Origin of the sequence: Anabaena catenula FACHB-362 (genome assembly GCF_014698735.1) — a bacterium.
Lineage (GTDB): Bacteria > Cyanobacteriota > Cyanobacteriia > Cyanobacteriales > Nostocaceae > Anabaena > Anabaena variabilis_A.
The window spans coordinates 1-23309 of record NZ_JACJTQ010000065.1 but is presented as its reverse complement, the minus strand read 5'-3'; the positions used below and the strand labels follow the sequence as shown (position 1 = coordinate 23309).

Annotated in this window: 26 protein-coding genes and 1 pseudogene; 7 read left to right on the top strand and 20 right to left on the bottom strand. The window is 40.3% G+C overall.

Annotation, left to right across the window (positions count from 1 at the left end; all coding sequences use genetic code 11):
* On the top strand, positions 1–238 hold a 238-nt coding region (locus tag H6G68_RS24755; protein WP_190909023.1), incomplete at its 5' end, for a zinc ribbon domain-containing protein.
* Between the two features lie 44 nt (positions 239–282).
* On the opposite strand, the gene H6G68_RS24750 is transcribed toward H6G68_RS24755, so the two are convergent.
* The 5 genes from H6G68_RS24750 to H6G68_RS24730 form a co-directional block, all read right to left on the bottom strand.
* Complete coding sequence (locus H6G68_RS24750) at positions 283–1017, bottom strand: Stp1/IreP family PP2C-type Ser/Thr phosphatase (RefSeq protein WP_190909022.1); 735 nt, start codon at positions 1015–1017, stop codon at positions 283–285.
* Between the two features lie 18 nt (positions 1018–1035).
* Positions 1036–2721 (bottom strand): ABC1 kinase family protein, encoded by a 1686-nt coding sequence (locus tag H6G68_RS24745; RefSeq protein ID WP_190909021.1) that lies wholly within the window; start codon positions 2719–2721, stop codon positions 1036–1038.
* Between the two features lie 275 nt (positions 2722–2996).
* On the bottom strand, positions 2997–3320 hold the full coding sequence (locus H6G68_RS24740) for a DUF6825 family protein (protein WP_127052448.1): 324 nt from the start codon (positions 3318–3320) through the stop codon (positions 2997–2999).
* A gap of 152 nt (positions 3321–3472) precedes the next feature.
* Positions 3473–4477, bottom strand: coding sequence for an aspartate carbamoyltransferase catalytic subunit (locus tag H6G68_RS24735; RefSeq protein ID WP_190909020.1), 1005 nt, complete (start codon positions 4475–4477; stop codon positions 3473–3475).
* 95 nt (positions 4478–4572) lie between these two features.
* Positions 4573–5133, bottom strand: coding sequence for a PadR family transcriptional regulator (locus H6G68_RS24730; RefSeq protein WP_190909019.1), 561 nt, complete (start codon positions 5131–5133; stop codon positions 4573–4575).
* 298 nt (positions 5134–5431) lie between these two features.
* Between H6G68_RS24730 and H6G68_RS24725 the strand changes: the two genes are divergently transcribed.
* Positions 5432–6433, top strand: coding sequence for an SDR family oxidoreductase (locus tag H6G68_RS24725; protein WP_190909018.1), 1002 nt, complete (start codon positions 5432–5434; stop codon positions 6431–6433).
* Positions 6434–6517: 84 nt separating this feature from the next.
* Positions 6518–7414 (top strand): hypothetical protein, encoded by an 897-nt coding sequence (locus H6G68_RS24720; RefSeq protein ID WP_190909017.1) that lies wholly within the window; start codon positions 6518–6520, stop codon positions 7412–7414.
* Positions 7415–7587: 173 nt separating this feature from the next.
* Here the strand turns inward: H6G68_RS24720 and mgtE are convergent, their stop codons facing one another.
* On the bottom strand, positions 7588–8937 hold the full coding sequence (gene mgtE, locus H6G68_RS24715) for a magnesium transporter (protein ID WP_190909016.1): 1350 nt from the start codon (positions 8935–8937) through the stop codon (positions 7588–7590).
* A gap of 60 nt (positions 8938–8997) precedes the next feature.
* On the opposite strand from mgtE, the gene H6G68_RS27730 reads away from it, so the two are divergent.
* Positions 8998–9120 carry a hypothetical protein gene (locus H6G68_RS27730; RefSeq protein WP_277925558.1) on the top strand — a complete coding sequence of 41 codons (123 nt, stop codon included), beginning with the start codon at positions 8998–9000 and terminating at the stop codon, positions 9118–9120.
* 306 nt (positions 9121–9426) lie between these two features.
* Here H6G68_RS27730 and H6G68_RS24710 read toward each other — a convergent pair whose 3' ends face one another.
* Positions 9427–10425 (bottom strand): helix-turn-helix domain-containing protein, encoded by a 999-nt coding sequence (locus H6G68_RS24710; RefSeq protein ID WP_190909015.1) that lies wholly within the window; start codon positions 10423–10425, stop codon positions 9427–9429.
* Between the two features lie 226 nt (positions 10426–10651).
* Between H6G68_RS24710 and H6G68_RS24705 the strand changes: the two genes are divergently transcribed.
* The gene (locus tag H6G68_RS24705) at positions 10652–10933 is read left to right on the top strand and encodes a hypothetical protein (protein WP_190909014.1); all 282 of its coding nucleotides are present in this window, start codon (positions 10652–10654) and stop codon (positions 10931–10933) included.
* A 128-nt stretch (positions 10934–11061) separates the two neighbouring features.
* Here the strand turns inward: H6G68_RS24705 and H6G68_RS24700 are convergent, their stop codons facing one another.
* Positions 11062–11550: a hypothetical protein gene (locus H6G68_RS24700; RefSeq protein ID WP_190909013.1), complete on the bottom strand. Its 489-nt coding sequence runs from the start codon at positions 11548–11550 to the stop codon at positions 11062–11064.
* Positions 11551–11715: 165 nt separating this feature from the next.
* Between H6G68_RS24700 and H6G68_RS24695 the strand changes: the two genes are divergently transcribed.
* Complete coding sequence (locus tag H6G68_RS24695; RefSeq protein ID WP_190909012.1) at positions 11716–13614, top strand: serine/threonine protein kinase; 1899 nt, start codon at positions 11716–11718, stop codon at positions 13612–13614.
* A 223-nt stretch (positions 13615–13837) separates the two neighbouring features.
* Here the strand turns inward: H6G68_RS24695 and H6G68_RS24690 are convergent, their stop codons facing one another.
* From H6G68_RS24690 to H6G68_RS24670, 5 genes are all read right to left on the bottom strand, one after another.
* Positions 13838–14491, bottom strand: a complete 654-nt coding sequence (locus tag H6G68_RS24690; RefSeq protein WP_190648330.1) for a heterocyst differentiation related protein — start codon at positions 14489–14491, stop codon at positions 13838–13840.
* Positions 14492–14731: 240 nt separating this feature from the next.
* Positions 14732–15535 (bottom strand): tryptophan synthase subunit alpha, encoded by an 804-nt coding sequence (trpA, locus tag H6G68_RS24685; protein ID WP_190909011.1) that lies wholly within the window; start codon positions 15533–15535, stop codon positions 14732–14734.
* 142 nt (positions 15536–15677) lie between these two features.
* The gene (locus H6G68_RS24680; RefSeq protein ID WP_190909010.1) at positions 15678–15980 is read right to left on the bottom strand and encodes a DUF3007 family protein; all 303 of its coding nucleotides are present in this window, start codon (positions 15978–15980) and stop codon (positions 15678–15680) included.
* 25 nt (positions 15981–16005) lie between these two features.
* Positions 16006–16215 (bottom strand): NAD(P)H-quinone oxidoreductase subunit L, encoded by a 210-nt coding sequence (ndhL, locus tag H6G68_RS24675; RefSeq protein WP_083389684.1) that lies wholly within the window; start codon positions 16213–16215, stop codon positions 16006–16008.
* A gap of 815 nt (positions 16216–17030) precedes the next feature.
* On the bottom strand, positions 17031–17327 hold the full coding sequence (locus H6G68_RS24670; protein ID WP_190909009.1) for a hypothetical protein: 297 nt from the start codon (positions 17325–17327) through the stop codon (positions 17031–17033).
* Between the two features lie 5 nt (positions 17328–17332).
* Between H6G68_RS24670 and H6G68_RS24665 the strand changes: the two genes are divergently transcribed.
* The gene (locus H6G68_RS24665) at positions 17333–17485 is read left to right on the top strand and encodes a hypothetical protein (protein ID WP_190909008.1); all 153 of its coding nucleotides are present in this window, start codon (positions 17333–17335) and stop codon (positions 17483–17485) included.
* 76 nt (positions 17486–17561) lie between these two features.
* Here the strand turns inward: H6G68_RS24665 and H6G68_RS24660 are convergent, their stop codons facing one another.
* The 7 genes and pseudogenes from H6G68_RS24660 to H6G68_RS27420 form a co-directional block, all read right to left on the bottom strand.
* Complete coding sequence (locus H6G68_RS24660) at positions 17562–17999, bottom strand: hypothetical protein (protein ID WP_190909007.1); 438 nt, start codon at positions 17997–17999, stop codon at positions 17562–17564.
* Positions 17956–19389, bottom strand: a complete 1434-nt coding sequence (locus H6G68_RS24655; protein ID WP_199332714.1) for a type I restriction endonuclease subunit R — start codon at positions 19387–19389, stop codon at positions 17956–17958. The genes H6G68_RS24660 and H6G68_RS24655 overlap by 44 nt, the downstream gene beginning before the upstream one ends.
* Before the next feature lie 31 nt (positions 19390–19420).
* On the bottom strand, positions 19421–19999 hold the full coding sequence (locus H6G68_RS24650) for a Uma2 family endonuclease (RefSeq protein ID WP_190909006.1): 579 nt from the start codon (positions 19997–19999) through the stop codon (positions 19421–19423).
* 180 nt (positions 20000–20179) lie between these two features.
* Positions 20180–20851 (bottom strand): abortive infection family protein, encoded by a 672-nt coding sequence (locus tag H6G68_RS24645; protein WP_190909005.1) that lies wholly within the window; start codon positions 20849–20851, stop codon positions 20180–20182.
* 10 nt (positions 20852–20861) lie between these two features.
* Positions 20862–22094: a restriction endonuclease subunit S gene (locus tag H6G68_RS24640; protein ID WP_190909004.1), complete on the bottom strand. Its 1233-nt coding sequence runs from the start codon at positions 22092–22094 to the stop codon at positions 20862–20864.
* Positions 22091–22848, bottom strand: a pseudogene (locus H6G68_RS27725) (N-6 DNA methylase). Before H6G68_RS27725 ends, H6G68_RS24640 begins: the two are co-directional and overlap by 4 nt.
* Positions 22849–22880: 32 nt before the next feature.
* Entirely contained in the window at positions 22881–23180 is a 300-nt protein-coding gene (locus H6G68_RS27420; RefSeq protein ID WP_242045383.1) for an N-6 DNA methylase, read from the bottom strand.
* Between the last annotated feature and the right edge of the window lie 129 nt (positions 23181–23309).

The following is a 23309-nucleotide window of genomic DNA, read 5'->3' as shown; positions in this document are numbered from 1 at the left end:
TCACGTTATAAGCCGATGGGAACCCACTAGCCAGGTTTGTTCTGAGTGTGGTTACAAATGGGGCAAACTTGATTTAAAAATTCGGTCAGTTCAGTGTTTAAATTGTGGAACTGAACACGACCGAGACGAGAATGCTGCAAAAAATATAAACAGAGTCGGGATAGGGCATTGCCACGACTATAAATGCACGTCGAGATGGAGTAAAACCACTTCGGTGGTATTTGTCAATGAAGCGTGAAGAATCCCCGTGCGTTCACGCCGGTGAGTATGTCAACCATGAAATTAAGAATTTTCCTCTACAGCGACAAGGACGACGGTAATGTTGTCGTGACCACCTTCTTCTTTAGCCGCTTCAACTAAAGAGAAGGCTACTTTGTCTAGCCTTGGTTTATCTTGGAGATAGCTAGAAATCTTTTGGTCAACGAGTTCCTCAGTGAGTCCATCACTACATAGCAACAAGCGATCGCCAACTTGTAGTTCTAGTGGTTGCACATCAACATGATGCACGTCTTCACGTCCCAAACAGCGGGATAAAACATGGCGATAGGGATGCAACCTAGCTTCATCGACAGAGAGATCACCAATTTTGATTGCTCTGGCTATCCAAGTATGGTCTTCTGTAATTTGATCCAGTTGGGAGTCACGAAATCGGTATAGTCGTGAATCGCCAATGTGGGCGCACAGAGGCGGTTCTGGTGAACGAAAAAGTACGACTACAGCCGTTGTCCCCATGTCAGACCGTTCCGGGTGATTTTGCTGATCCTGCAAAATAGCTGCATTAGCTGCCAACAAAGCTTGCTCTAATAATTCTTGTGCAGATTGGGAAGATTGCCAATTTGCTGCCAAATAATTCTGAATTTCTTGGGTAGCAATGCGACTAGCTTCTTCACCTCCTGCATGACCACCCATACCATCAGCAACTATGAAAAATCGCCCTTCTGGGTCTATGTGGTAAGCATCTTGATTATTAGAACGAATAAGTCCCGGATCGGTACAACCGGTAAAGTTAAGTTTCATAAATTTTTTTGGAAACAATTAATACATACGATCATAACGGTCGAGGCGTAAAAGCAAACGAATTAGTATGACTGAGACTGCTGCTGCTATCAAACCAGCCAGAATTGCCAACCATAGTTCATGATTCACTAATAGAATCGTAGCGGAAAGTGTAAATCCACTGATTATTAGAGCGTAGCTTGTTCCTAGTTGAATGTTACTCTGCCTGCGTAGCAATCGTTCTGTTTCTACAGAGCGAACCCGCACGCGGATATCTCCACGTTCTAGTTTATCTAGTGTATCCTCTAATCTTCGTGGTAATCCTAAGGCGGTACTACTGACTTGCACTGCTTGACGACTTAATTCATTCAAGAAACTATTCCCCTCTGAGCTATTGTTGTCGGTAATCAGCTGCATTGCGTAGGGCTGGGCAACTTCCATAAAATTAAATTCTGGATCTAGCCCCTTGCCTACCCCCTCTAGGGTAGAAAAAGCCCGCATCACAAAGGTAAAAGTTGCAGGAAATCTAAATGGTTGATCGTAAGCTATTTGGTAAAGGTCTTCACTAATAGCTGCAACTGATTGGTTTTCAAAGGGCTTATCCATGAAATTGTCCAGCATATACTGGACAGAACGTCGTACAGGCCCCATATCGTCTGTTGGTGCGATCGCACCCAAATCTATGAGAGACTGAACCACACGATCGCCATCTTTTTGTGCGATACCAAACAGCGTTTCCATTAGTCCTTCGCGGACATTGGATTTAATCCGCCCCATCATCCCGAAATCATAGAAAATCAAAGCCCCATCAGGGCTAACTGCTAGATTACCAGGGTGAGGATCGGCGTGGAAGAAACCATTATTAAGTAGCTGGTGTAAGTAAGCTTGAGCGCCATAACGAGCGATCGCTTTTCTATCTACACCCGCAGCCTCTAAAGCTTCATATTGGCTAACTTTAATTCCCGGAACATACTCCAAAGTAATGATTCTAGAGGTGGTATAACGCCAGTAAACGCGTGGAACCTTCACCCAGTCATAAGCGCGAAAGTTACGGCGAAAAGTATCAGCATTGCGACCTTCATTGAGATAATCGATTTCTTCCCAAAGAATGCGACAACATTCTTCATAAATGCCCATCCAATCTCGTCCTCGTCCCCATTTGGGATGGCCTTGAAAATAACGAGCAATACCCTTAAGAATTTGCAAATCGATTTCAAACAACTTCTTCAGTCCAGGACGCTGCACCTTGACAACAACTGATTCCCCAGTATGTAACACAGCCTTGTGAACTTGCCCCAAACTAGCAGCAGCTAGGGGAATAGGTTCAAAACTCTGGAAGAGTTCGGGAATTTTTTTACCAACTTCTTGCTCAATAATCGCTTCTACTTGCTCATAGCTGAATGCTGGTACTCTATCTTGTAGCTTAGATAGTTCTTCCACGTATTCACCAGGGAAGATATCCGCGCGGGTAGAAAACAATTGCCCTACTTTAATAAAAGTCGGACCTAAGTCCAAAAACGTATTTCTAATCCAGATGGCTTGCGCTTTGCGTCTAGCAGTTTGCTTCAACTCAGTCACACCACCAGGGTAACTCCAAGCTTTGTTAAAGCGCCAAAGTTTAAACATCAAGGTCAATACAAAAGACCAAATGTCTATAAAGCGCCTTTTGCTAGAATAGCTTTCACGATTCCAACGGTATGCCTTATCTGAGTAACCTTGTTCCATATTATTTTTCGCGTACCGTTGGGTTTTAACCGAATCTCCCGTAAAAAAAGACACTCTGAATTTTAAACTCTTTTTATCAACTTTGAGCAAAAGCCAATTTGGGTTAACTGGGGACTGGTGATTGGAGATTAGGGACTAGTACCGCTTTCTCGGAATTAAAAATTAAAAATTAAAAAAGCTGGTGTCATCTGCTTTTTGGGAAATTTTTAATCGTTGACTTACCCCGTTGTGTACTAGAAAAAATTCTTACCAATTACCTTTTTCCCAATTACCCCCTATTTTGAACTGGTGCGATATTTTTGCACTTCAGTTCGCAACAAGGCAATTTCTGCCCGTAATTCATCGATATCTGCTTGCAAGTCACCTGAACCTGAACCAGTGGGAGTAGTACCTGTGGTTGTACCAGTTTGCGCCGCTTCAGCCGCCCGATTAGCTCGTGCTATGACTTCATCTGTAAACTGGCGCAGCTGTTCTCTGGCTTCTGCATCAAATTTTCCCAATTCACTCAAAGCATCGGTCAAAGCGACCTCTACCCGTTCATTAATCACTTCAGCTACTGCTCTGCCTACAAAAAAGGCTTGCACAAGAGGATTACTCATAAATTTTTGTAAAGTTGCTCCGCAAGAAAATTATAGCTTGCCTGGATACGGGAATGCTTCTCTCTGTGAGTTTTGAGTGGGAGCAACTTGCTCAAATCCACATCTAGCAGTTGCTAGATAGGTTAGGACAGAATACTGAAGGGCTTGAACTATTAAATTCCTGAAACCTTACCACTACCGATAAAATACAACAACGCCATCCGCACCGCTACACCGCTGGTAACTTGCGATTGAATTAAACTAAATTCAGGATCATCCATTAAATCAGAACTAATTTCTACACCCCGGTTAACTGGCCCTGGATGCAAAACTTTAACGTTAGGTTTACAGAGTTTTAACTTGGCGCGAGTAATGCCAAATAGTTGATGATATTCTCTTAAACTTGGTAATAAATGGGCTGTCATGCGTTCTTTTTGTAAACGCAGTGTCATGACAAAATCGGCATTTTCCAAAGCTGGTTCTAGTTGCCAATGGGTAAATAACCGTTGAGAATTTTCTGTGGCTCCTAAATATTCAGCAAAGAATTTAGGTAATAATGTGGGAGGTGCTGCTAAATGTACTTCTGCACCACTGGCAATTAAACTCCAAATGTTAGAACGGGCTACACGAGAATGAAGAATATCCCCAACAATAGCAATTTTTTTACCCGCTAATAATTCGATGCGGGGTTGGGCAGGGTCAATTAAGCTAGAAATAGTAAATAAATCAAGTAATCCTTGAGATGGATGTTCATGTTGTCCATCACCAGCATTGAGAACACTCACTTTTACACCTAAACGATCCATTTCTTGTGCGATCGCTTGGGGAACTCCTGCATCCTTATGGCGGATCACCATAATATCAGTTCCCATTGCCAAATAAGTCTTGGCTGTATCCAGAATTGTCTCTCCCTTTGTCATTGAAGATGTAGCCGCAGCAAAATTCAACGTATCTGCACTTAGTCTTTTGGCCGCAATTTCAAAACTGCTACGAGTCCGGGTAGAGGGTTCAAAAAATAAATTTGCTACCACCTGTCCCTGTAAAGTTGGGACTTTCTTTGTGCGTCGTGATAGTACCTCTTGAAACGAGGCCGCAGTTTGCAAAACCGCATTATATTCAGCACTAGTGAAGTCAGCGAGAGAAAGAATGTGATGACGGTTCCAGGTAGTCGTAGGCATAAATAACTATTTGTTGACATTGTAGAGCTTTATACTGAGTGTTTCTCTACAGCTTGTGAATTTGTATATGTTGTGCCAATGATAACACCTGTGTTCTAGCACTTTTTTTGTGCCATCTGATTCAGTTTAACTAATGTTTCATCACACCAACTAATGAGTGCCTGAGTTACATACAGCTTATAACTAGCAGTTATCAACCAATAAGGAAGATTCGGATTCTCTGTTTCCTTTGCTTTCACGTCTTCAGTAATCCCGACATACTTTTTTAGTAGTTGCTGTTGCAATTCTCGGAATTTTTCTACATGACGAATGTTATCAGCTAGGCTCATTTGCCTACCAAAAAACAATTTTAACAAAATTTCAATTCTGTCTACCTGCGGTTCAATAGGTTCTATTAACCAACGTTGCAATTCTTCAATACCTTTTTCTGTAAGTTGATAAATGTGACGATCTGGTTTACCAACTTGCGCTTGTATAGATTGAGTCGCCAAGCCTTCCGCAACAAAACGTTTAAGAATAGGATAAATCTGTCCGTAACTCTCACTCCAAAAGTTGCTGGTGCTAAGTTCAATCTTTTTTTTGATGTCATAACCCGACAAGGGCCCAAAACTTAAGATTCCTAGAATCGCGTATTTACTTTTATTTTCTCTTGACATTATCTTTACTAGAGATATATCTTAAAGATATATTAGGGATGGAATTACCACACTGTAACAAAGTTTGCAGTCGTATTCCTCTGGTTGTGGATTTTGATTATTAGGGATTTCCCTATAAAAAAATATCCAACTTAACTCTATTTAACTCTTGTGGGATGAATATCTTATATCAATTCACTTAATTAAAGTTACAAATGAATCTCCGCATAAGAGCGTCTGTGCGTCTGTCCATTTGTATCAATCTTCAAGTGAAACGGTATTACCAGTCCACATCATTGAAAATAACAAAAAGGAAAATATGAAAGTATTTGTAACGGGTAGCACTGGATTACTGGGTAATAATTTGGTGCGCTTATTAGTTGAACAAGGCTATACAGTAAAAGCTTTAGTTCGTTCTCCAGAAAAAGCAGCGAAACTTTTTCATGGCTTAGATATCGAGTTAATTCGAGGTGATATGCTCGATGTTGATAGCTTTGCATCAAAATTATCAGGATGTGATATTTTATTTCACACAGCCGCTTATTTTCGAGAATACTATCAACCTGGTAATCACTGGCAAATACTTAAAGATATCAATGTCAAAGGGACGATTAAGTTATTGAATGCTGCTGAAAATCATGGTATTAAAAAAGTTATATATGTGAGTTCTTCAGGTCCATTGGGAATGAAATCTCCTGGTGTTCCAGGTGATGAAAATACACCAAATAATTCCCTAGCCATGACCAATCTTTATTTTAAAAGCAAAGTGTTAGCTGAAGAGGAAATTTATAAATTTTTACAACAGCATTCATTACCAGTTGTTTTAATTTTACCAGGTTGGATGTTTGCTCCCAGAGACACTGCACCGACAAACAGCGGTCAGTTAGTGCAGGATTATATGAAACGAAAAATTCCGGGGATTATTGACGGTGGTGCTTGTATAGTTGATGCCCGTGATGTTGCACAGGCAATGATTAATGCAGTAGAAAAGGGTAAAAGTGGTGAGCGCTATATTGTCGCTGGCAAATATTCTACTTTAGAAAATATTTTCCAAACTCTCGCCAAAATTAGCGGTGTTCCTGCGCCTAAACTGCGACTTCCCTATAAATTGACAGTGATTTTAGCTTGGTTTTCTGATAATTACGCCAAATTCACAGGGACGAAATCAGTAATTCCTCTAGAAGGAATTAAAATTATGCACGACAAGATAGAATTGTCATCAACCAAAGCGATTAAAGAACTAGGTGTAAATTTCCGTCCTTTAAAAGAAACCCTATATGATGTAGTTGATTGGTATCGCCAACAAGGTATTGTTAAATAATTTAAATAACCTTAAGTTGCTAGTAAGGAAATAGGTACTACACTCACCTAAAAGAGGTTAAAGCTCCTAAATATTGAATTAACTATGAAGACAAATAGCGCAAATATTATTGCTCAACTCAAAATAGCTACTGAGAATTTAAACTACTCATGTGCAGGAGACTCTTCAGTGGGAACTCGTATTTGGGAGTTAACTTATAAGGGTGAATTAAGTCTAGAAAATATGTTTAAATTGTTACCGATAGAAGTAGATTGGATGGAGGGGATATATACAAGATGTGAGTATTTAGTGAAAGCAGAATCAAATTATCGAACTGTTATATTAGATGAAGAAAGATGTATTTTAGGATTATATCAAATTTATCTACAATTTTTCGATTCTTTATTATCTAATTTGTCAGATTTACAGATATATGAAATAACAATTGATAAAACTCTTCTTCATTATGACAATAATCATATTGAAGGGAGCTATCGCCCTGCAGGAGCGTGCTATATAGGAAGAACAATGGATGGGTATTGGATTGGTATAGCTAACAAGTATCATTGGGATTTTCTATCAAGCAGTGATGAAGAGTTTTTACCAAAAAGCAACAATTTATTTAGAGAAACATCACATAAGTTTTTGCAAGAAATACCAGGATTTATGGAAATATTATATCAATCATGCCGTTTTCATTACCTTGCCTCTATACGAGGTGAGAAATCATTCGCTCCTAATCCCTTTTACATATTCAATGACTATATTTGCGAAGTGGCAGAAACCAAAGAGTTGCTCTTTAAAAAATTGCTATATTCCATAGGTATTATTGCTACTCGAAGATTTCGCGGTACTAGGTTTCCGCAGGTTGATGAAATTCTACGACTACATTTAAGAAATTTGAGAGAATATATTTTTTTAGGTACAAATTACTGCTGGATAGGCGAAGCTCAAGAAGGTGATTGGATTGGTGTTACAGCATACTGCTACCCATCAGGCTAGACGATTAAGATGAATTTGCTTACTTTTAAAAGCTGGATGCTTCAGCCATTGGCAAATCCGAAAAATCTTGTCAGTTTCTGCTGTAACTGTCAGTTTATTTGTGATCAGGCTCGAACACAATCACTATGGGTAATTGCTAGTCTAAAAATTAGCAAGCTGTAACATTGGATATTTCAAGACTGTAAATGAAATACCTTTAAAGCAATAGAAATCATACTGAGGAAAGTTAAAAAGCCAATTGTATCCAAGAGTGTTGTCACTAACGGACCACTCATTAAAGCTGGATCTAGTTTGAGATGCCTTAAACCCATTGGTAGCAAAGTTCCCAGAGTAACAGCCACCATTGTATTTGTGGCCATAACTACCCCTGCAATCAAAGCTACCCATCGTTCTTCGGGTTTAGCCCAAATCAAGGAAAGGAAAATCATTGTCATCCCCAAAGCGATCGCAGTTCCTAAACCGGCTAAAAGTTCTTTGCGGAGAATTTTTGGAGTATCTTCGGGTGTGACTTCACCTACACCTAAACCGCGAATGGTAACTGTGAGGGCTTGTATACCTACAGTTCCGCCTGTGTTAGAAAATATGGGCATGATCACAGCGAGAACTGGTACAGCAGCGATGACTTGTTGAAAGGGAGCGATCGCACTGGCAGCACCAATATACAATCCCATAATCCCCAATAACCAAGGTAAACGTTTACGAATCGTGATGTGTGCGGGAGATAAAGCTTCTTCATCACCACTTACCCCTGCCAATTTTTGGATATCTTCTGTGGCTTCTTCTTCTAAAATATCGACGACATCATCAATCGTAATAATACCTACTAATCTATCTTCCCTGTCAACTACAGGCATAGCGATTAAGTCATAACGCTGCATAATGCGGGCGACTTCTTCCTGTGAGGTTTCTGTTCTGACTTTGACAACGTGGGAACTAGCAATATCTTTAATTAAGACATCGGGAAAAGTAAATAACAGCTGACGCAGAGAAACGACACTGACTAAAGTACGGTTATCATCTGTGACGTAGGCGTAATAAATTGTTTCCTTATCTTCGTCTTGAAGGCGGATTTTACTTAAGGCTTCACCAACAGTTAATCCTCGTCGCAACCGCACATATTCAGTTGTCATTACCCGCCCAGCAGTCCCTTCTGCATAGCCGAGAATTGTGGCTGTGGCTTGTCTTTGTTCTGGACTGAGTTGTTGTAATAGCCGTTTAACTACTCCTGCTGGTAGTTCATCAAATAATTCTGCTCTTTCATCAGGACTCATTTCTTCTACCAGATGTACCACTTGGACATCATGGAGGGAATTAATTAGTTCTTCTTGTACTTCTGTAGGTAGATATTCAAATACATCTATTGCTTGATCTTTGTTGAGTAACCGAAATGCGATCGCTCGCTGTTGTTCAGGTAATTGTGAGATGTATTCCCCTACATCCACAGGTTGTAAGCAGTTTAAATCACATTTCAATTGGTTTAAGTCAGCAATGTCTAAGGAATTGCGAACGTCTTGTGTCAGCATTATAAATACCTCCTATAGTCTCCCCCACGCTGGGAGACTAACTCGCCAGCTTAGAGGAGGTTGCTACTGCCATCTGGTGGACATTTGTCCATAAAATCTCAAGAACTCAATATCGATAATTTAATCAAGGCATTGTCAGTTTATCATCCTAACCCAGAATGGTTTTCTCGGATAGATGTCTAGTACTAATACTTATACTAGTAGTACTTTACACTAGAACGGCTTTTGCTACCTTGATTTCTGTTTAATTTAGAAATTTTACTACTGTAATCATCTGTGTCAAGTCAATCAGCCTATTTACTGACAAACTTCACAGAGTCAAAATATTTGGTTTACAAAAAGTAGTTTTTATTTTTAAATTTCAAGGGTAGAAAGGGGAATTTGTTTATCTGTAATCAAGTGGGAATATAAATACAAACGCTAAAACAGTTAGTTATGAAACAAAGTTTTTACTTTTGTGAATCTTGTAAATGCTTTTATTCGGATTTTTTAGAAATTTTCATCATCATTATCAGATGTTTCATCCCATTGTATTTCCATTAAAATTTTACCAAAATAAGCAAGAAAATCTTTTAATACTTCTTTTGAATTTATAAGCATTTTCCAGGTATAGTTAAAGTTAAATTCTTGATTCTCATGAATAACCAAGTAGCTTTCGCGGTCACTTAGCTTTTGTTTACTAAATCCATCGAGACATTTTTGAGTAATTTTGCCTGTTGTCTGATCATAATACTCTGGATTTTCCTTATCATTTAAATAAACATCACCTACTGTTTTTGCTTCCACTTCAAATATATTCCAGTATTTAGGATCAAGTGCAGCTAAGAATAATTTTTCTCTACGAGGTATGATCAAAAGTTGTGCTGCTATCTTCTCACCCCAACTTTCATCTATGTATAACCAATATTTCAAATTAAGTAAATATGGTTCTAAAATATCTTTATTAATAGAAACACGTAATCCCAACTTTGAATAATATTCAATAAATATTTGATAGCGTTTATCTGCTGTTTTAGGACTTTTTAACCTATAACCTACAACATCCAATCCTTTTTTCATGTTAAATAGTTCATCAAACCCAATATGTTCCAATATACTGATAGCTAAAGACATCAAATCTTCTTCAACTTCTGCAACTAATTCCCCATCTGATGGAACTAATGAAATTACATTATTATTTATATTTTCTAACTGGTTTATCTGCTCATTTGTAGAGATAGAAAAATCATTACTTACCCACTCAGGTTTGTACTGGCAAAATAAAGCCTTTAACTTATCTCTCTGATCTTTATCTCCTGGAAATTCACTTTCAATACCAAAGTCTTTATATATATTAGAAATTTGCTTGCGTACAGTTCCTTTATGACCTCCCTTTAACTGAGCAATTTCAGCATTAGTACGTCCATTCAGTACTAACTGTAAAACTTCAGTTTTCTTGGGTGCTTTTTTGAACTTTTCTAGAATTTCCTGAAACTGTTGCTTATTCATAGGTTTTATAACCGCATTTACCCCATCAGCGTATTGTGCGTATTGTGCGTACTGTTATTTAGTTTAAGGGTAAATTTCCTCAAACTGCTTCCTATTCAAAGGTTTTACAATACTGCATTTAGTCAAACTTGCGTATTCCGCGTACTCAAATTTTGTTTAAGGGTGTCCCTTGACCTGCGTATATGCGTAATGAGCATGATATGTATAGTACCGTTTAAGTAAACCCATGAAAGATAATTCTAGATTTGTTCAATTAGTAATACCAGGGATGGAAAAATTTCTGGCTGAGAATGAAACAAGCATAGAAACTACCCTAACTACTCTAAAAGCCGTTGAAGATATATGGGTTCTGAGTCCAGAAAATCAAAATACATTCCACCAATTAGAAATTCCTGGACTGGAAGGATTTTTGGCCAAACTAAAAGCACAGTCAAAACAAACAGATTTAAGCAAACATGGCGATAAAATCAGCATGAGAGAAAGCCAGCTTGAAGATTTTGCTGCCTAAATTCATCCCAAAAAATTATGATCTACTTTGTAGAGTCAGTGAATTCTATTCTGCTGACTCTATTTTTACCATCACCAAAAATCCTGTATCATCCCAGACACCCCCCGCAACACCACACCCCCCAAGCTTCATCCCTCTGGTAAACTATCAAATACCTGCTTAACTAACTCCTTCGTCTTATTTTCCAAATTCTGCCAATCCACTTCCCCCGACTCATCGATTAAACTAGTGTCAATATCGACTGCGGAATTTTCACAACCGTAATTTAAAAAACATACTTGGTAACAAATATTCCACAAATCTACATTAATTTGCTGCTCTTGACGTTGCAAGCGCAGATGGTATCCTGGATGGGGCATAGGCAAACGAGCAAGAGTCTCCTTAATTTCCTCTGCCTGTTCCGGTGTAGCAGTTTCCATAGCTGTCAACAACTGATTTACCAAAGCTTTCGTTTCATCAGTAATGTTAGATGGCCAAATCAGCACATCATGGTAAGTTCCTTTCCAGGAAGAGGTATCCAGATGCTTGCGAATATTATCGACAATGCGAATAAAAGCAGGTTGCATGAGGAGTTCAGCTTGCTGCCATGTAGTGGAGTTTGTTATCTTAGGTGGCATTGCTAATTAATAGAGATACTAAACAAAAAGTAAAAATTTGTAGGTTTTCTTCAAAAAGTGTGTTGTTAGTCTAAATCTTTTCTCAAGATAGCGGATTTCCTGGAAGAAAATTTGGAGATATTGACTACCATCTGGAAAATTAGGTGTTAAAACTGGGGAGGGAATATGATAGGCAAATTATTAGACCATCGCTACCAAGTCATACGCATTTTGGCAACGGGAGGATTTGGTCAAACCTATATTGCCCAAGATACAAGGCGGCCTGGTCATCCCATCTGCGTTGTCAAACACCTCAAACCTAACAGCACTGACCCCAAAATTTTTGAAACTGCTAAACGGCTATTCAACAACGAAGCCGAAACTTTAGAAAAGCTGGGTAATCATGACCAAATACCCCGACTGCTGGCTTATTTTGACGAAAACCAAGAATTTTTCTTAGTTCAAGAATATATTGACGGACATACCCTGAATGAGGAACTCATACCCGGCCAACCTTGGAGTGAAACCCAGGTTATGCAACTGTTGCTAGAAGTTTTGGGTATTTTGGAATTTGTCCATCAAGAAGGTGTAATTCACCGCGACATCAAGCCAGATAATATCATCCGTCGCGCTGCTGACTATAGATTAGTTTTAGTAGATTTTGGGGCAGTCAAACAATTAAGCTCTCCATTAGTTACCGCTGGGGGACAACTCACCGCTACAGTAGCTATTGGTACACCGGGCTATATGCCTACTGAACAAGGACAAGGTAAACCCCGTCCCAATAGTGATATTTATTCCCTTGGTATTATTGCTATTCAAGCATTAACAGGAGTCCCAGCCAAGCAATTACAAGAAGATCCGAATACAGGTGAAATTCTCTGGCAACATTTTATTCCTGTTAATTACCGCTTGGCAGAAATCCTCAGTAAGATGGTGCGTTATCACTTCAAAGACCGCTACCAAACTGCTACGGAAGCACTGCAAGCCTGTAGAGAGTTGCTAAATCTGACTTCTGTATCTTCCATACATTCAGAGTCTCCCAAACAAATTAGCTACCAACCTCCCAAACCTCTGTCGCAAGTATTTTCACAGCAGCATACAGTGGCTATTGCTCCCGCTAATCCAGTGGCTAGTAAACCTGTTCATAAAGACTCTTCTAGCCAACCAGATCCATTACCTTTATTGATTGGCATTTTATTGGCAGGTGGTGCAGCTGCTTTGGTCACAAATTTATATCCCAATGTGAAAAATGTAGCTGCTAATTGGACAGGGAACAACAGCACATCAGCTAAAAACTGCTCGGCTATGGTGGCGGCTAATTCTAATATCCGTTCTGAACCGAGTGCAATTAATTCTGATAATATTTTGAAAACTGTGGGTGAGAACAGTGGGTTTGATGTGACTGGTAAGCGGACAAAACGAGGTTGGATACAAGTTAAGCTCAAATCTGGACGTTTGGCTTGGGCGCACTCGGATGTGATCACCAATGAAGAACAATGGATTGCTTGCGTACGGGATCAAGGGATTTCTATTCAAACTGTGGAAGATAGTCCCTTAATTGCATCTCGACCAATTCCCAAAGCTCAACCAAAACCTATTCCTGTAGTTACTCCTGAGCCGGAAACATCAGAACAATCAACTTCTGAACCGGAAACAGCCCGTGCTAGTGCGGATAAGGAGAAAATTGTCGAAAAAGCCAGACAGAAGTTTGAGTCAGGAGATTTGCCCGGTGCGATCGCTATACTCAGATCAATTCCTGCTAATGCTGCTTCAGGAATCAAAGAAACAGTCCAGACAATTAATCAATGGCAACAAGATTGGGCAAAAGCAGAAGCACTAGCTAATGAAATTAATCAAGCTATTGATAACGGCCAATGGGATAAAGTTCTAGCTTATCGAGATCATCCAGAAAAGTTACCCAATATTAAATACTGGCAAGATAAATTAGAACCAATGTTTAAACAAGCCGCAGAAAATGTCGCTAAACAGGCTCTTCCCAATAAAAATAACCAAAGTAATCAAACTACTTCCCCAGAAGAACCAGCTAAGACTGACACACCAACCACCGCAGGGCAAAATTAAAAATTACAAATTAAAAATTAAAAAAGCAGATTACACAAGCTTTTTAGGAATTTTTAATGGTCAGTTATTTCTGCCAGCCTACACTAGTACAGCTTCGACAAATTTAAAAACACAAAAATATGGGCGGGTTGACAAAATATCTACTATCTACAAATATTTTGTCTAAACCCGCTTTTAGCTGATGGTTATAAAATGCAACATTCAGTTTTGAATTTTGAATTTTTTAGTGCAGTTCGTCGTATTCTGCCGTTTCCATTCGTCTAGCTTCTGTGCGGGTGGAAGGTAAAAATTCAGCCCGTCGAACAGTCGCTAAGGGTGGTGTAGGTCCGTTGTAGGGGTGAATTACCTGCACAGTGCGGGTAGGACGATGCTGTTTTGGAGAAAACAAAGCCAGGACACCAGCAACCACAACGCCACCACCAATAGTTAGTGTCGCCCCACCAACTGCCCAAACTATGGGTGAAGACCACCAAGGATTTTGTTCAGGTGGTAGTGCAGCTACTTTTTGTTGATTGAACTGTTGGGCTGATTCCCACTGCTTCTGGGTTAAATTTTGGGCTTGCAGCTGAAGTTGTTGGTTTTGCAACACTAACTGTTGGTTGTCGCTTTTCAACTTTTCCATCTGCATATTCAGCTTTTCCATTTCCAGACGCTGGTCAGAATTGGGAGCTACTGGTTGTTGATTGGGATATACTGGTTGCCCGTAAGGAGGATATTGCACAGGTTGCTGCATTAGCTGGGGCGCTACAAACGTGGTGGGCATTTGTGGGGCAGCAGCGAAGTTAGATTGTATAGGGGTATTTGTTCCTTTTAGTAATAGGAGAGCCGCCAGACCAGCTACAGCAACTCCGCCGATAAATGCCATACTTTCACTCATCGCTTTTACCCCTTAACCACGACGGCAGCATAACTTAACTTTGACTGACTCACTCTCACACTCATAATTGATTGCCTACTTCAACTTATATAAGACTCAAACTATAAGCAAATTTATCAGGTAATTTTTTTAAACCTGGTATGTGCTGTTAACATTCAAGACTATATCAGTCAAATTGTCCACTAATGGATGATAAAAAAACTACCCTGTTATACTTTTTAATCTACTTTCCGCAAATCATCAAGAGGCCGTTTTGATAGCTGTCTTCAGATTTTGGCAAAATTGAGCGATCGCACTGAGTCCCTCTTCCGGTGTCCCATCTGCTAACCGCTTGACAATAGCACTACCGACAATTGCTGCATCAGCGCCCCATTCCTGGACTTGACGCGCTTGTTCTATGTCAGAAATACCAAAGCCTACGCCAATAGGTTTATCTGTAAAGCTGCGAATTTGTGTAAGTAAATCGGAAACTCGGCTTTCCATTTGCGATCGCATTCCTGTTACCCCAGTCACACTGACCAAATAGATAAATCCTTGAGAAGCACGAGCGATCGCTTCAATCCTCTGGGCAGAACTTGTAGGAGCCACTAACAGAGTTAAATCTATTCCCACCTCACTCGCTGGTTGCAACAACCCTCCTGCCTCTTCTAAAGGTAAATCAGGAACTACTAAACCCGCTACACCAGCCGCCTTAATTTGCTGGAGAAACTTTTCAATTCCTCGATGTAAAATTGGGTTGTAATAGGTAAATAAAATAATTGGTGCTTTTAAACTGGGAGTAGTTGCTTTTAGCATTTCCAGCACCTGATCCAAAGTAGTTCCCCGTTCCAAAGCACGGGTAGCTGCTGCTTGAATCACAGGACCATCTGCCAAAGGGTCAGAATAGGGAACACCTAACTCAATAATATCCGCTCCAGAGCGATCTAGAACTTGCAAAGCCTTAGCAGTAGTTTCTAAATCTGGATCACCGGCAGTAATAAACGGAATCAGAGCGCACTCTTGATTCCGTTTCAGGGTTTCAAAACAATGAGAAATTGCAGTCATTGGTCAGAAGAAGGGAATAGGGAATAAATAGGCAGGGGGCAGGGAGCAGGGAGCAGGAAGAAGAAAGATAAATACTCTCCCCATCACCCCATCTGGAACGTCTCCCCATCTGGAGCGTCTCCCCATCTTCCCATCTTCCCTGTCACCTGTCACCTAATTCTATTTCAGCTTGAATTTTTGCTAATTCTTCAGGAGTCAATTCATCTAGTCGCTTTTGCAGGAAATTTTTTTCATATTCTTCCCGCTGTTGATGGTAGGTCATTTTTTTACTACCTGCTCGGAAAAGATAGGTGGCTAACCAGCCTATCAAGCCAACAACCAGTAAGAATTGGCTCCAAATACCAGCATTCTGACCGTCTAAACCGACTAGCTGTAATCCTGCATAAGCCAAGCCACCAGCCACAAAAACACCCAAGCCAATTCCGATTGCATCAATGCGTCGCATGAGAGTGATGACCTACCAATCTAAATTAAACAATTTGTCTGCGCCGGGGTCGTAAATTCACAATCGGGGAGAGCAGCAACAAACCCGGAAAGAAGAAGAACACTAAAAAGTACATGAACCCACGCTCTACAGAGCTTGCTGTGTACCAACGCAGCTTTAGATAAAGCATTACAACCATTGGTACTACCAGAAGATAAGCTCCGGCCAAAATCAGATACAGTAGCGCTACAACCATAATTCTTTGTCGGATTATATGAGACTATTTGGTGCGTCCATTCCTCATGATATGCTGAATGGCTGAACCAAGGGAAGTATCATTCTTGGGTTTTGCCAGGAAAGCAAATAAATTTTCCAACTACTTGTCATAATTGGAAAAAACAGCTAAGATTATGATATAATGTGATTTCGCTATCAAACGCGGCTAAAGTAGCTAAGTTAAAAAACTCATAACATGAGTAGTTAATTTAGGTGCTAAATAAAAAAAGTAGTATTTGAAAAGAAAAATTTTAAAACTACTTGCACAAAAGACGCAATTGATGGTGGAATAGATGAGGAGGTTTTTTTACCTCCAGATTCAGAAACCCTTGGGGGTGTGGCGGAATGGTAGACGCTACGGACTTAGAAAACTGAGCCTTGATCGAGAAATCTTTCAAGTGGAAGCTCTCAAATTCAGGGAAACCTAAATCTGTTTACAGATATGGCAATCCTGAGCCAAGCCCAGAAAATTGATAATTGAGATTTTATTTTTGGAGTTAAATCTAAAATTCTAAATCCAAAATTCGGGGAAGGTGCAGAGACTCGACGGGAGCTACCCTAACGTAAAGCCGAGGGTAAAGGGAGAGTCCAATTCTTAAAGCCTAAAGTTGCTCAAGTAACAAGGCAGCAGTGAAAGCTGCGGAAGAATGAAAATCCGTTGACCTTAAACGGTCGTGGGGGTTCAAGTCCCCCCACCCCCATCAAAAAATCAAAAAAAATTAGCTGATGCAATGTGACTTTACCCATAAGTTTGCCGCAACTGCAAGCTTATGCTTCCACTAAAAGGTGGCAAAGTTATGGTTCCAAACCAATTTCTTTTCTCGCTGTTTTTAAAGCAGCGCGAACCTCTTTGTCACGAAAACATCCTGGTTTAGCCAATAGCCTTGAAATAGCTGTTTCACTAGGATAAATGCCTTCAGCGTGAAATTGCCTAACAGCTTGTTTTACCTCCTCGCAACACTGTTCGATTCGTTGGATGCGAGATTCTTTCATATACTTAACGTATTGGGCTGAAATTGCTCGGCATAGCTCTGGGAAATGCCTGTAAAGAATTCGCTTAGGATGCCCTAGACGTTTTGCTACTTCTGTCATAGGTAGTGGTTGTTCATTCTTTTGAAGCACATCTTCAAGTAACTGCTGAATGCGATAGCGAAGCGCTGCTGCAAGCAGTTCGCTATAGAACTTGGTTTCCAGCTTTTTCTCACCGTTATCTCCTACCGTCTTTCAGTCGAGGATGTGCTACGGTGTAATTCTCAAAGTATGCCAGCCTTTCTGGAGCAGGTCGCGTGAGGAGTTCAAGCAGAAATCCAGTAGGTTTTGTCATAATTAAAATTCCTCGTAAACTACAAGTGTTGAGGGGATAAGTGCTTCATCTTCATCCGCTTGAGAATCGGTATTGCCAAAAGGAACTTGAATAACTTTTGGTTGTTCGTTGCGGCTGGTTGTCGCTTTTCCACCTTCAATTACTCGGAAGACTTCCTTAACTTCTGCATCATAAGAACGCTGTTCTAATAGAGCTTCTTGTGCTTCTAGGGATGCTAAAAATTCTGCTAGATTCTTAGCCGAAACTTGAGATTGTTGTGTATGATTTGAGGAGCGTTTGCGTAACTCAGCACTAGCTAACTTCAATTCTTTTTCTGAACGACCTTGGAATTCTGCATAATATTGAGATATACACTCTACCCACTGTCCTCGAACAAAGGCGTAAGCGATACCAATATTAAACGGGTCGTATCTTATCTGCACATCGGTCGGGATTTTCAAAGAATTCTCGGTCTAATTTTGGCTCTGTGATCAGTGTGCCGTCTTTGCGTTTGATTTTACCCCAATACTCGACGGAAAATTTAAGAACGTTTTCATCAGCGATCGCATTGGTGATTACATATTTATGCAGACATTCTTGGAATAGGTCTTTAGTGGTGCGTTTACCGTGTTGATTACTGGCAGCGTTATCGGCAAAGATGGGAGTACCAGTAAAGCCAAACATTTGGGCTTTGGTAAAGAATTTGACGATATTTTTATGGGTTTCGCCAAATTGAGAACGGTGGCATTCATCAAAGATAAACACAATACGCTGATCTTTCAAGCTCTCCATTGCGGCTTCATGACGTTGGGATTTGATCGCTCGGTTGAGTTTCTGAATCGTGGTGACGATCAGGCAACTATCCCCAGCCATTTGTTCAACCAGTTGTCGAGTATTGTCAGTGGTATCTACGCAGTCGGAGCTGAAATAATTAAATTCTCTGCTGCTTTGGTAGTCAAGGTCAGCGCGATCAACCACAAACAGCACTTTATGTACTTTGGGGAGTTGGGTGAGGATTTGGGCAGCTTTAAAGCTGGTGAGGGTTTTACCTGATCCAGTGGTATGCCAGATATAGCCATTTTTATTGGTATCCTTGACTCGCTCGATAATGGCTTCTACTGCGTAGTATTGATAGGGACGCAACACCATCAGCACTTTGTCGGATTCGTGCAGGACGATGTATTTACAGATCATTTTGGAGACGTGGCATTTTTCCAAAAAGCGATCGGCAAATTCTTCTAGTTGGGTTATGAGGTTGTTTTCTTGCTCTGCCCAGTAGAAGGTTTGCTTAAATTCTTGTTTGCGATTGTTGGCGTAGTAGCGGGTATTAACACCGTTGGAGATAACGAAAATTTGGACGTATTGGAAGAGTCCATTTTCTGCGCCGTAGGAATGGCGTTGGTAGCGGTTGATTTGATTGAAAGCTTCCTTGAGTTCTAGCCCTCGGCGTTTGAGTTCAATTTGGACGAGGGGTAAGCCGTTAATCAGCAGGGTTACATCGTAGCGATTTTTGTAATTGCCTTGCTGGGTGAGCTGGTTGGTGACTTGATATTGATTTTGACACCAGTGTTCGGTATTGAGGAATTCTAGGTAAAAGTTTGTGCCATCGTCGCGGCTAAGTTCCATTTTGTCTCGCAGACGTTTGGCGCGGTCAAAGATGTTACCTTTATCAAGGTGGTTGAGAATGCTTTTAAACTCTGTGTCGCTGAGGGTGATACCGTTATGTTTTTCCAGTTGGGCTTTGAGGTTGGCTTTTAGGTCTTCGGCCTTGCTAATGTTGACGGGTTCGTAGCCTAGCCCCGTTAGACGTTTGATCAGGTTTTGTTCGAGTTCTGGTTCAGATTGGGGCATGATGATCGATTGTCTGAAATGATCGAATTGATTAAGATTCTGGGGTAAGGTTTAGACCCCGATAAACTTGTTCAATGGGGAAGCTGAGATTGATGCTTTTTAGTTCAATGGTGTCACCTTCTCCATAGTTAATAATCATCCATTGTCCTGCATCATTTTTGTGATACAAATCTATTTCGATTGCAGTGGAACTAACCAAGAGGTAATCTTTTAAGACGGGGTTATTTTGATACATTCTGAATTTGCCACCGCGATCGTAGGCTTCGGTAGTTTTTGAGAGAACTTCAACGATTAAGCAGGGGTAGGTAATATGTTGGGTCGTGGTTTTATCGCGATCATCGCAGGTGACGCTGACATCGGGATAGGTGTAGTTATTTGTGCCAACAATATTAACTCTCAGGTCAGAGTTACCTGTTATGCAACTACTAGCGTCTAAATGGGTATCAACCATAGTCGTAAATCGAATTGCAATGCGGCTATGATTAACGCTACCGCCAGTCATGGCGTAAACTTGACCGTCGATCAGTTCGTGTTTTTCTAGTTGCTGTTCTTCCCAAGTGAAATACTCTTCTGGGGTGAGGTGGGGGGCGTTGTCTTTGGCTGCGATCATGGTTCGTTACCTCCTACGGTTTGCAGTTGCTTGGGGTAAGTTTGGCTCTGGGTTAGTTGATTTAATTTTAACAATCCACACAAACAGTTTTTGGAGTAAGCCTTTTTTAAATTGTTCGGTTTGCTCGATCAGCTTTTGTTCTAGTTGTGCTTCAGATTTCTATTCTTCGTCTAACAATGCCTATTCATCAAGGAAGGTTTGTAGCCGGATATCATAATCTTCATAATACAGGCTATACAATGCTTGGCTATAAAGTAGTTTTCCGTCTAAGGGATATTCTTCGTCGAGGAGATCATTAAATTCTGGGTTATCTTCATATCTAATTACATCTTCTTCAATTTCAAAATCTTCTTTTGACTTCTTTTCTAGTGCAAAACTAAAAAATGAGGAGATTAGATAACGGGATAAGCTTTCGGTAGTCTCCCTTATGAGCCGAGATAAATCTTGATCATTAACAAGTTCTTTTGGAATTCGTCGCCCATGTGACACATCACCTCTAGCATTTCTTAAATCAGCGATACATCTTCCTAATTTTGCAATTTCACTGATAAACCCCTTTTCATATATATCGTCATTTTTTTGAAGTAGTTTGGCAGCTTTAGAAACAAGGCTATTAGTTGTACTAGAATTTCCTCTATCTAACGTCCCAATTTCTACACGTGGATCAATTTGAGTAATAATTGTCTTACAAATACTTTGGAGAAGTGAATTGCAACAGTCTAGACTTATTCCTGTATGTAAATCTTGATGATAGCTTTCAATTGTGCTAATAAATTCGGCAAATGCTCCATAATATTGAAAATCAGGGAATTCTTTGAAATGTCTCTTTACTAAAGATTCTAAACTTTCCATAATACCTCTACTACACAAACATTTTTTGCAATAAGCCTTTTTTGAATTGTTCGGTTTGGTCGATTTGGCGGGTGAGGGTTTCGATTTTGCGATCAATTGAGGTTAGGAAATTGGCTATTTTTTCTTGTTCTTCAGTATTTGGACAATCAAGAGTAATATCTCGGAAGAATTCAACAACACTCATATTTAGTAAGCCATGATTACGTGCGCCTTCTTGAGCAATTTTACTAAGTTCATGATTTAGAAAGCCCCCCTCAAAGTATTGCTCGTAGAATTGAGCCTCAACTTCATTTTTAGTTGAAAAACAAATATAAAGAGTAGACACAACTCCTTTTTCGTAAAATTTGAGTCGTTTAATTGCTCCCATAGGATAGCCATTAGAATAACTTTTGTTATATGCAAAATCACCACGTTTCAAAAGATAGTATCCAGTCAAGTCGTCAGCCGAAACAGATTTATTGAAGAAATCTCTCTGATTAATTAATCCATGTTGTGCAGAGATAGTAAGAGTATTTAAATTATTTTCTTTGTTTTTTCTCGTGATTCTTTCAAATATTTGACTAAGCTTCTTTTTTTGCCAATCGGGAAATGCTTTCCCATCATCCCGCTTAAACCGAATCTCTTGAGAAAAGATTTTCTGCATTACTCCACGTTTATAGCTCTGCAAGAGTTCCTGCTTGCGGCGGAGTTGGGTTAGACGGCGATCAACTGCCCCCAGGAAATTAGCAATCTTTTCTTGTTCGGCGATCTTTGGAAGAGTAATTTCTAACTCGGCAAAATTTTGCTGTCCTAGTGTCTTATTTCTTCCTGCTCCCCCTGGAGATGCTAATTCAAGTAAGTATTTTCCACGTTCTCTTAAAAAGAAAAGTATTACAAATTCAAGACTAGCCGTATTTTGTTTAGGTAAAAACATCAAAAAACGATGAGAAGCAATAAACCCATCTTCATCACTACTTGTCAGAGCGACAGCTTGCTCCCAAGCAAAAACAATATTGACAACAAATGCGTTTGGATGAACCCAATAAACTCTTTTATTTCCTAATTCTCTGCCAGTTACAGCTTCTTTATGAAAGATCCCTTTTCCATGTGATCGTATTCCAATCTGTTTGTAGTTTGTTTCAAGGTCTACATCAACAGGATCTACATGGCGAACTAAAAAATTATCAATTCTATCTGTGTCCCAATTGCCATCAAACCCAGGGAATCTTAGCTCAGGGACTTTTTTCTTTAATTTCTTACTCATAACGGCGCATCAATCCCCAACTCATCACAAAACTCCTTAATCGTTTCATCGATCGCTACCATATCGCGATCGCACTGCCTCAACTCCGCTGCTACAGCAGCCAGATCAATCTCCTCCTCCTCCTCAAACGTATCCACATAACGCGGAATATTTAAATTAAAATCATTCTCGGCAATCTCTGCTAACGGGGCGCGATAGCTATACTTCTCCTCCTCTATCCTTTGGCGATAAGTGGAAACAATTTTTTCAACATCCTCATCCCGCAAATAGTTCTGATTCTTCGCCTTCTCAAAATAGGCACTGGCATCAATAAACAAAACATCTTCTGGAGATTCCCGACACTTCTTAAACACCAAAATACAAGTCGGGATACTCGTTCCATAAAAATATTCGCTGGCAACCCAATCACCGCATCTAACCAATTTCGCTCCTTGATTAGATACTGGCGAATATGCCCCTCCGCACCTCCTCGAAACAAAACCCCGTGGGGCAACACCACCGCCATAATGCCGTTTTCATCCAGATGATGAATCATGTGTTGTACAAAGGCAAAATCTGCTTTAGAAGCCGGAGCTAACTTCCCATATTGACTAAAGCGATCATCTGATTCAAACAGCTTATTCGCGTTTCACTGCGCCGAAAACGGCGGATTTGCCACTACCGCCTCAAACCGCATCCCCTCATGCTGGGGGTTCTCTAGCGTATCCTCTTGCCTAAGATCAAAATTCCGATAATGCACCCCATGCAAAATCATATTCATCCGCGCCAGGTTGTAGGTCGTGCGGTTCATTTCTTGTCCGTAAAAATCCCCGACTGATTCCACCTCCCGCGCCGCAACAACAACGAACCCGATCCACAGGTGGGGTCATAAACAGACTTCAGCCGCTTTTTCCCCGTTGTCACAATCTTCGCCAATACCTTAGAAACCTGCTGCGGTGTGTAAAACTCCCCTGCTTTTTTACCTGCACCACTGGCAAACTGCCCAATCAAATACTCATAGGCATCCGATACAAAAAAGCTAACTAATGCTAACAATAGCCAGCTTTTTCTTCCTGCTTCTTCAGTTCGACAGTTCGACAGGCTCACTGACCACTGCGCTCACTGACCACCTAGAAGTGTCGGCACTATCTAGTCCACAGGCTAACACGGTCAATCTGACCGCTTCTTGTTTCAAGTTAATCGCAGCGTTTAAATCTCTGTCACACTCAAAGCCGC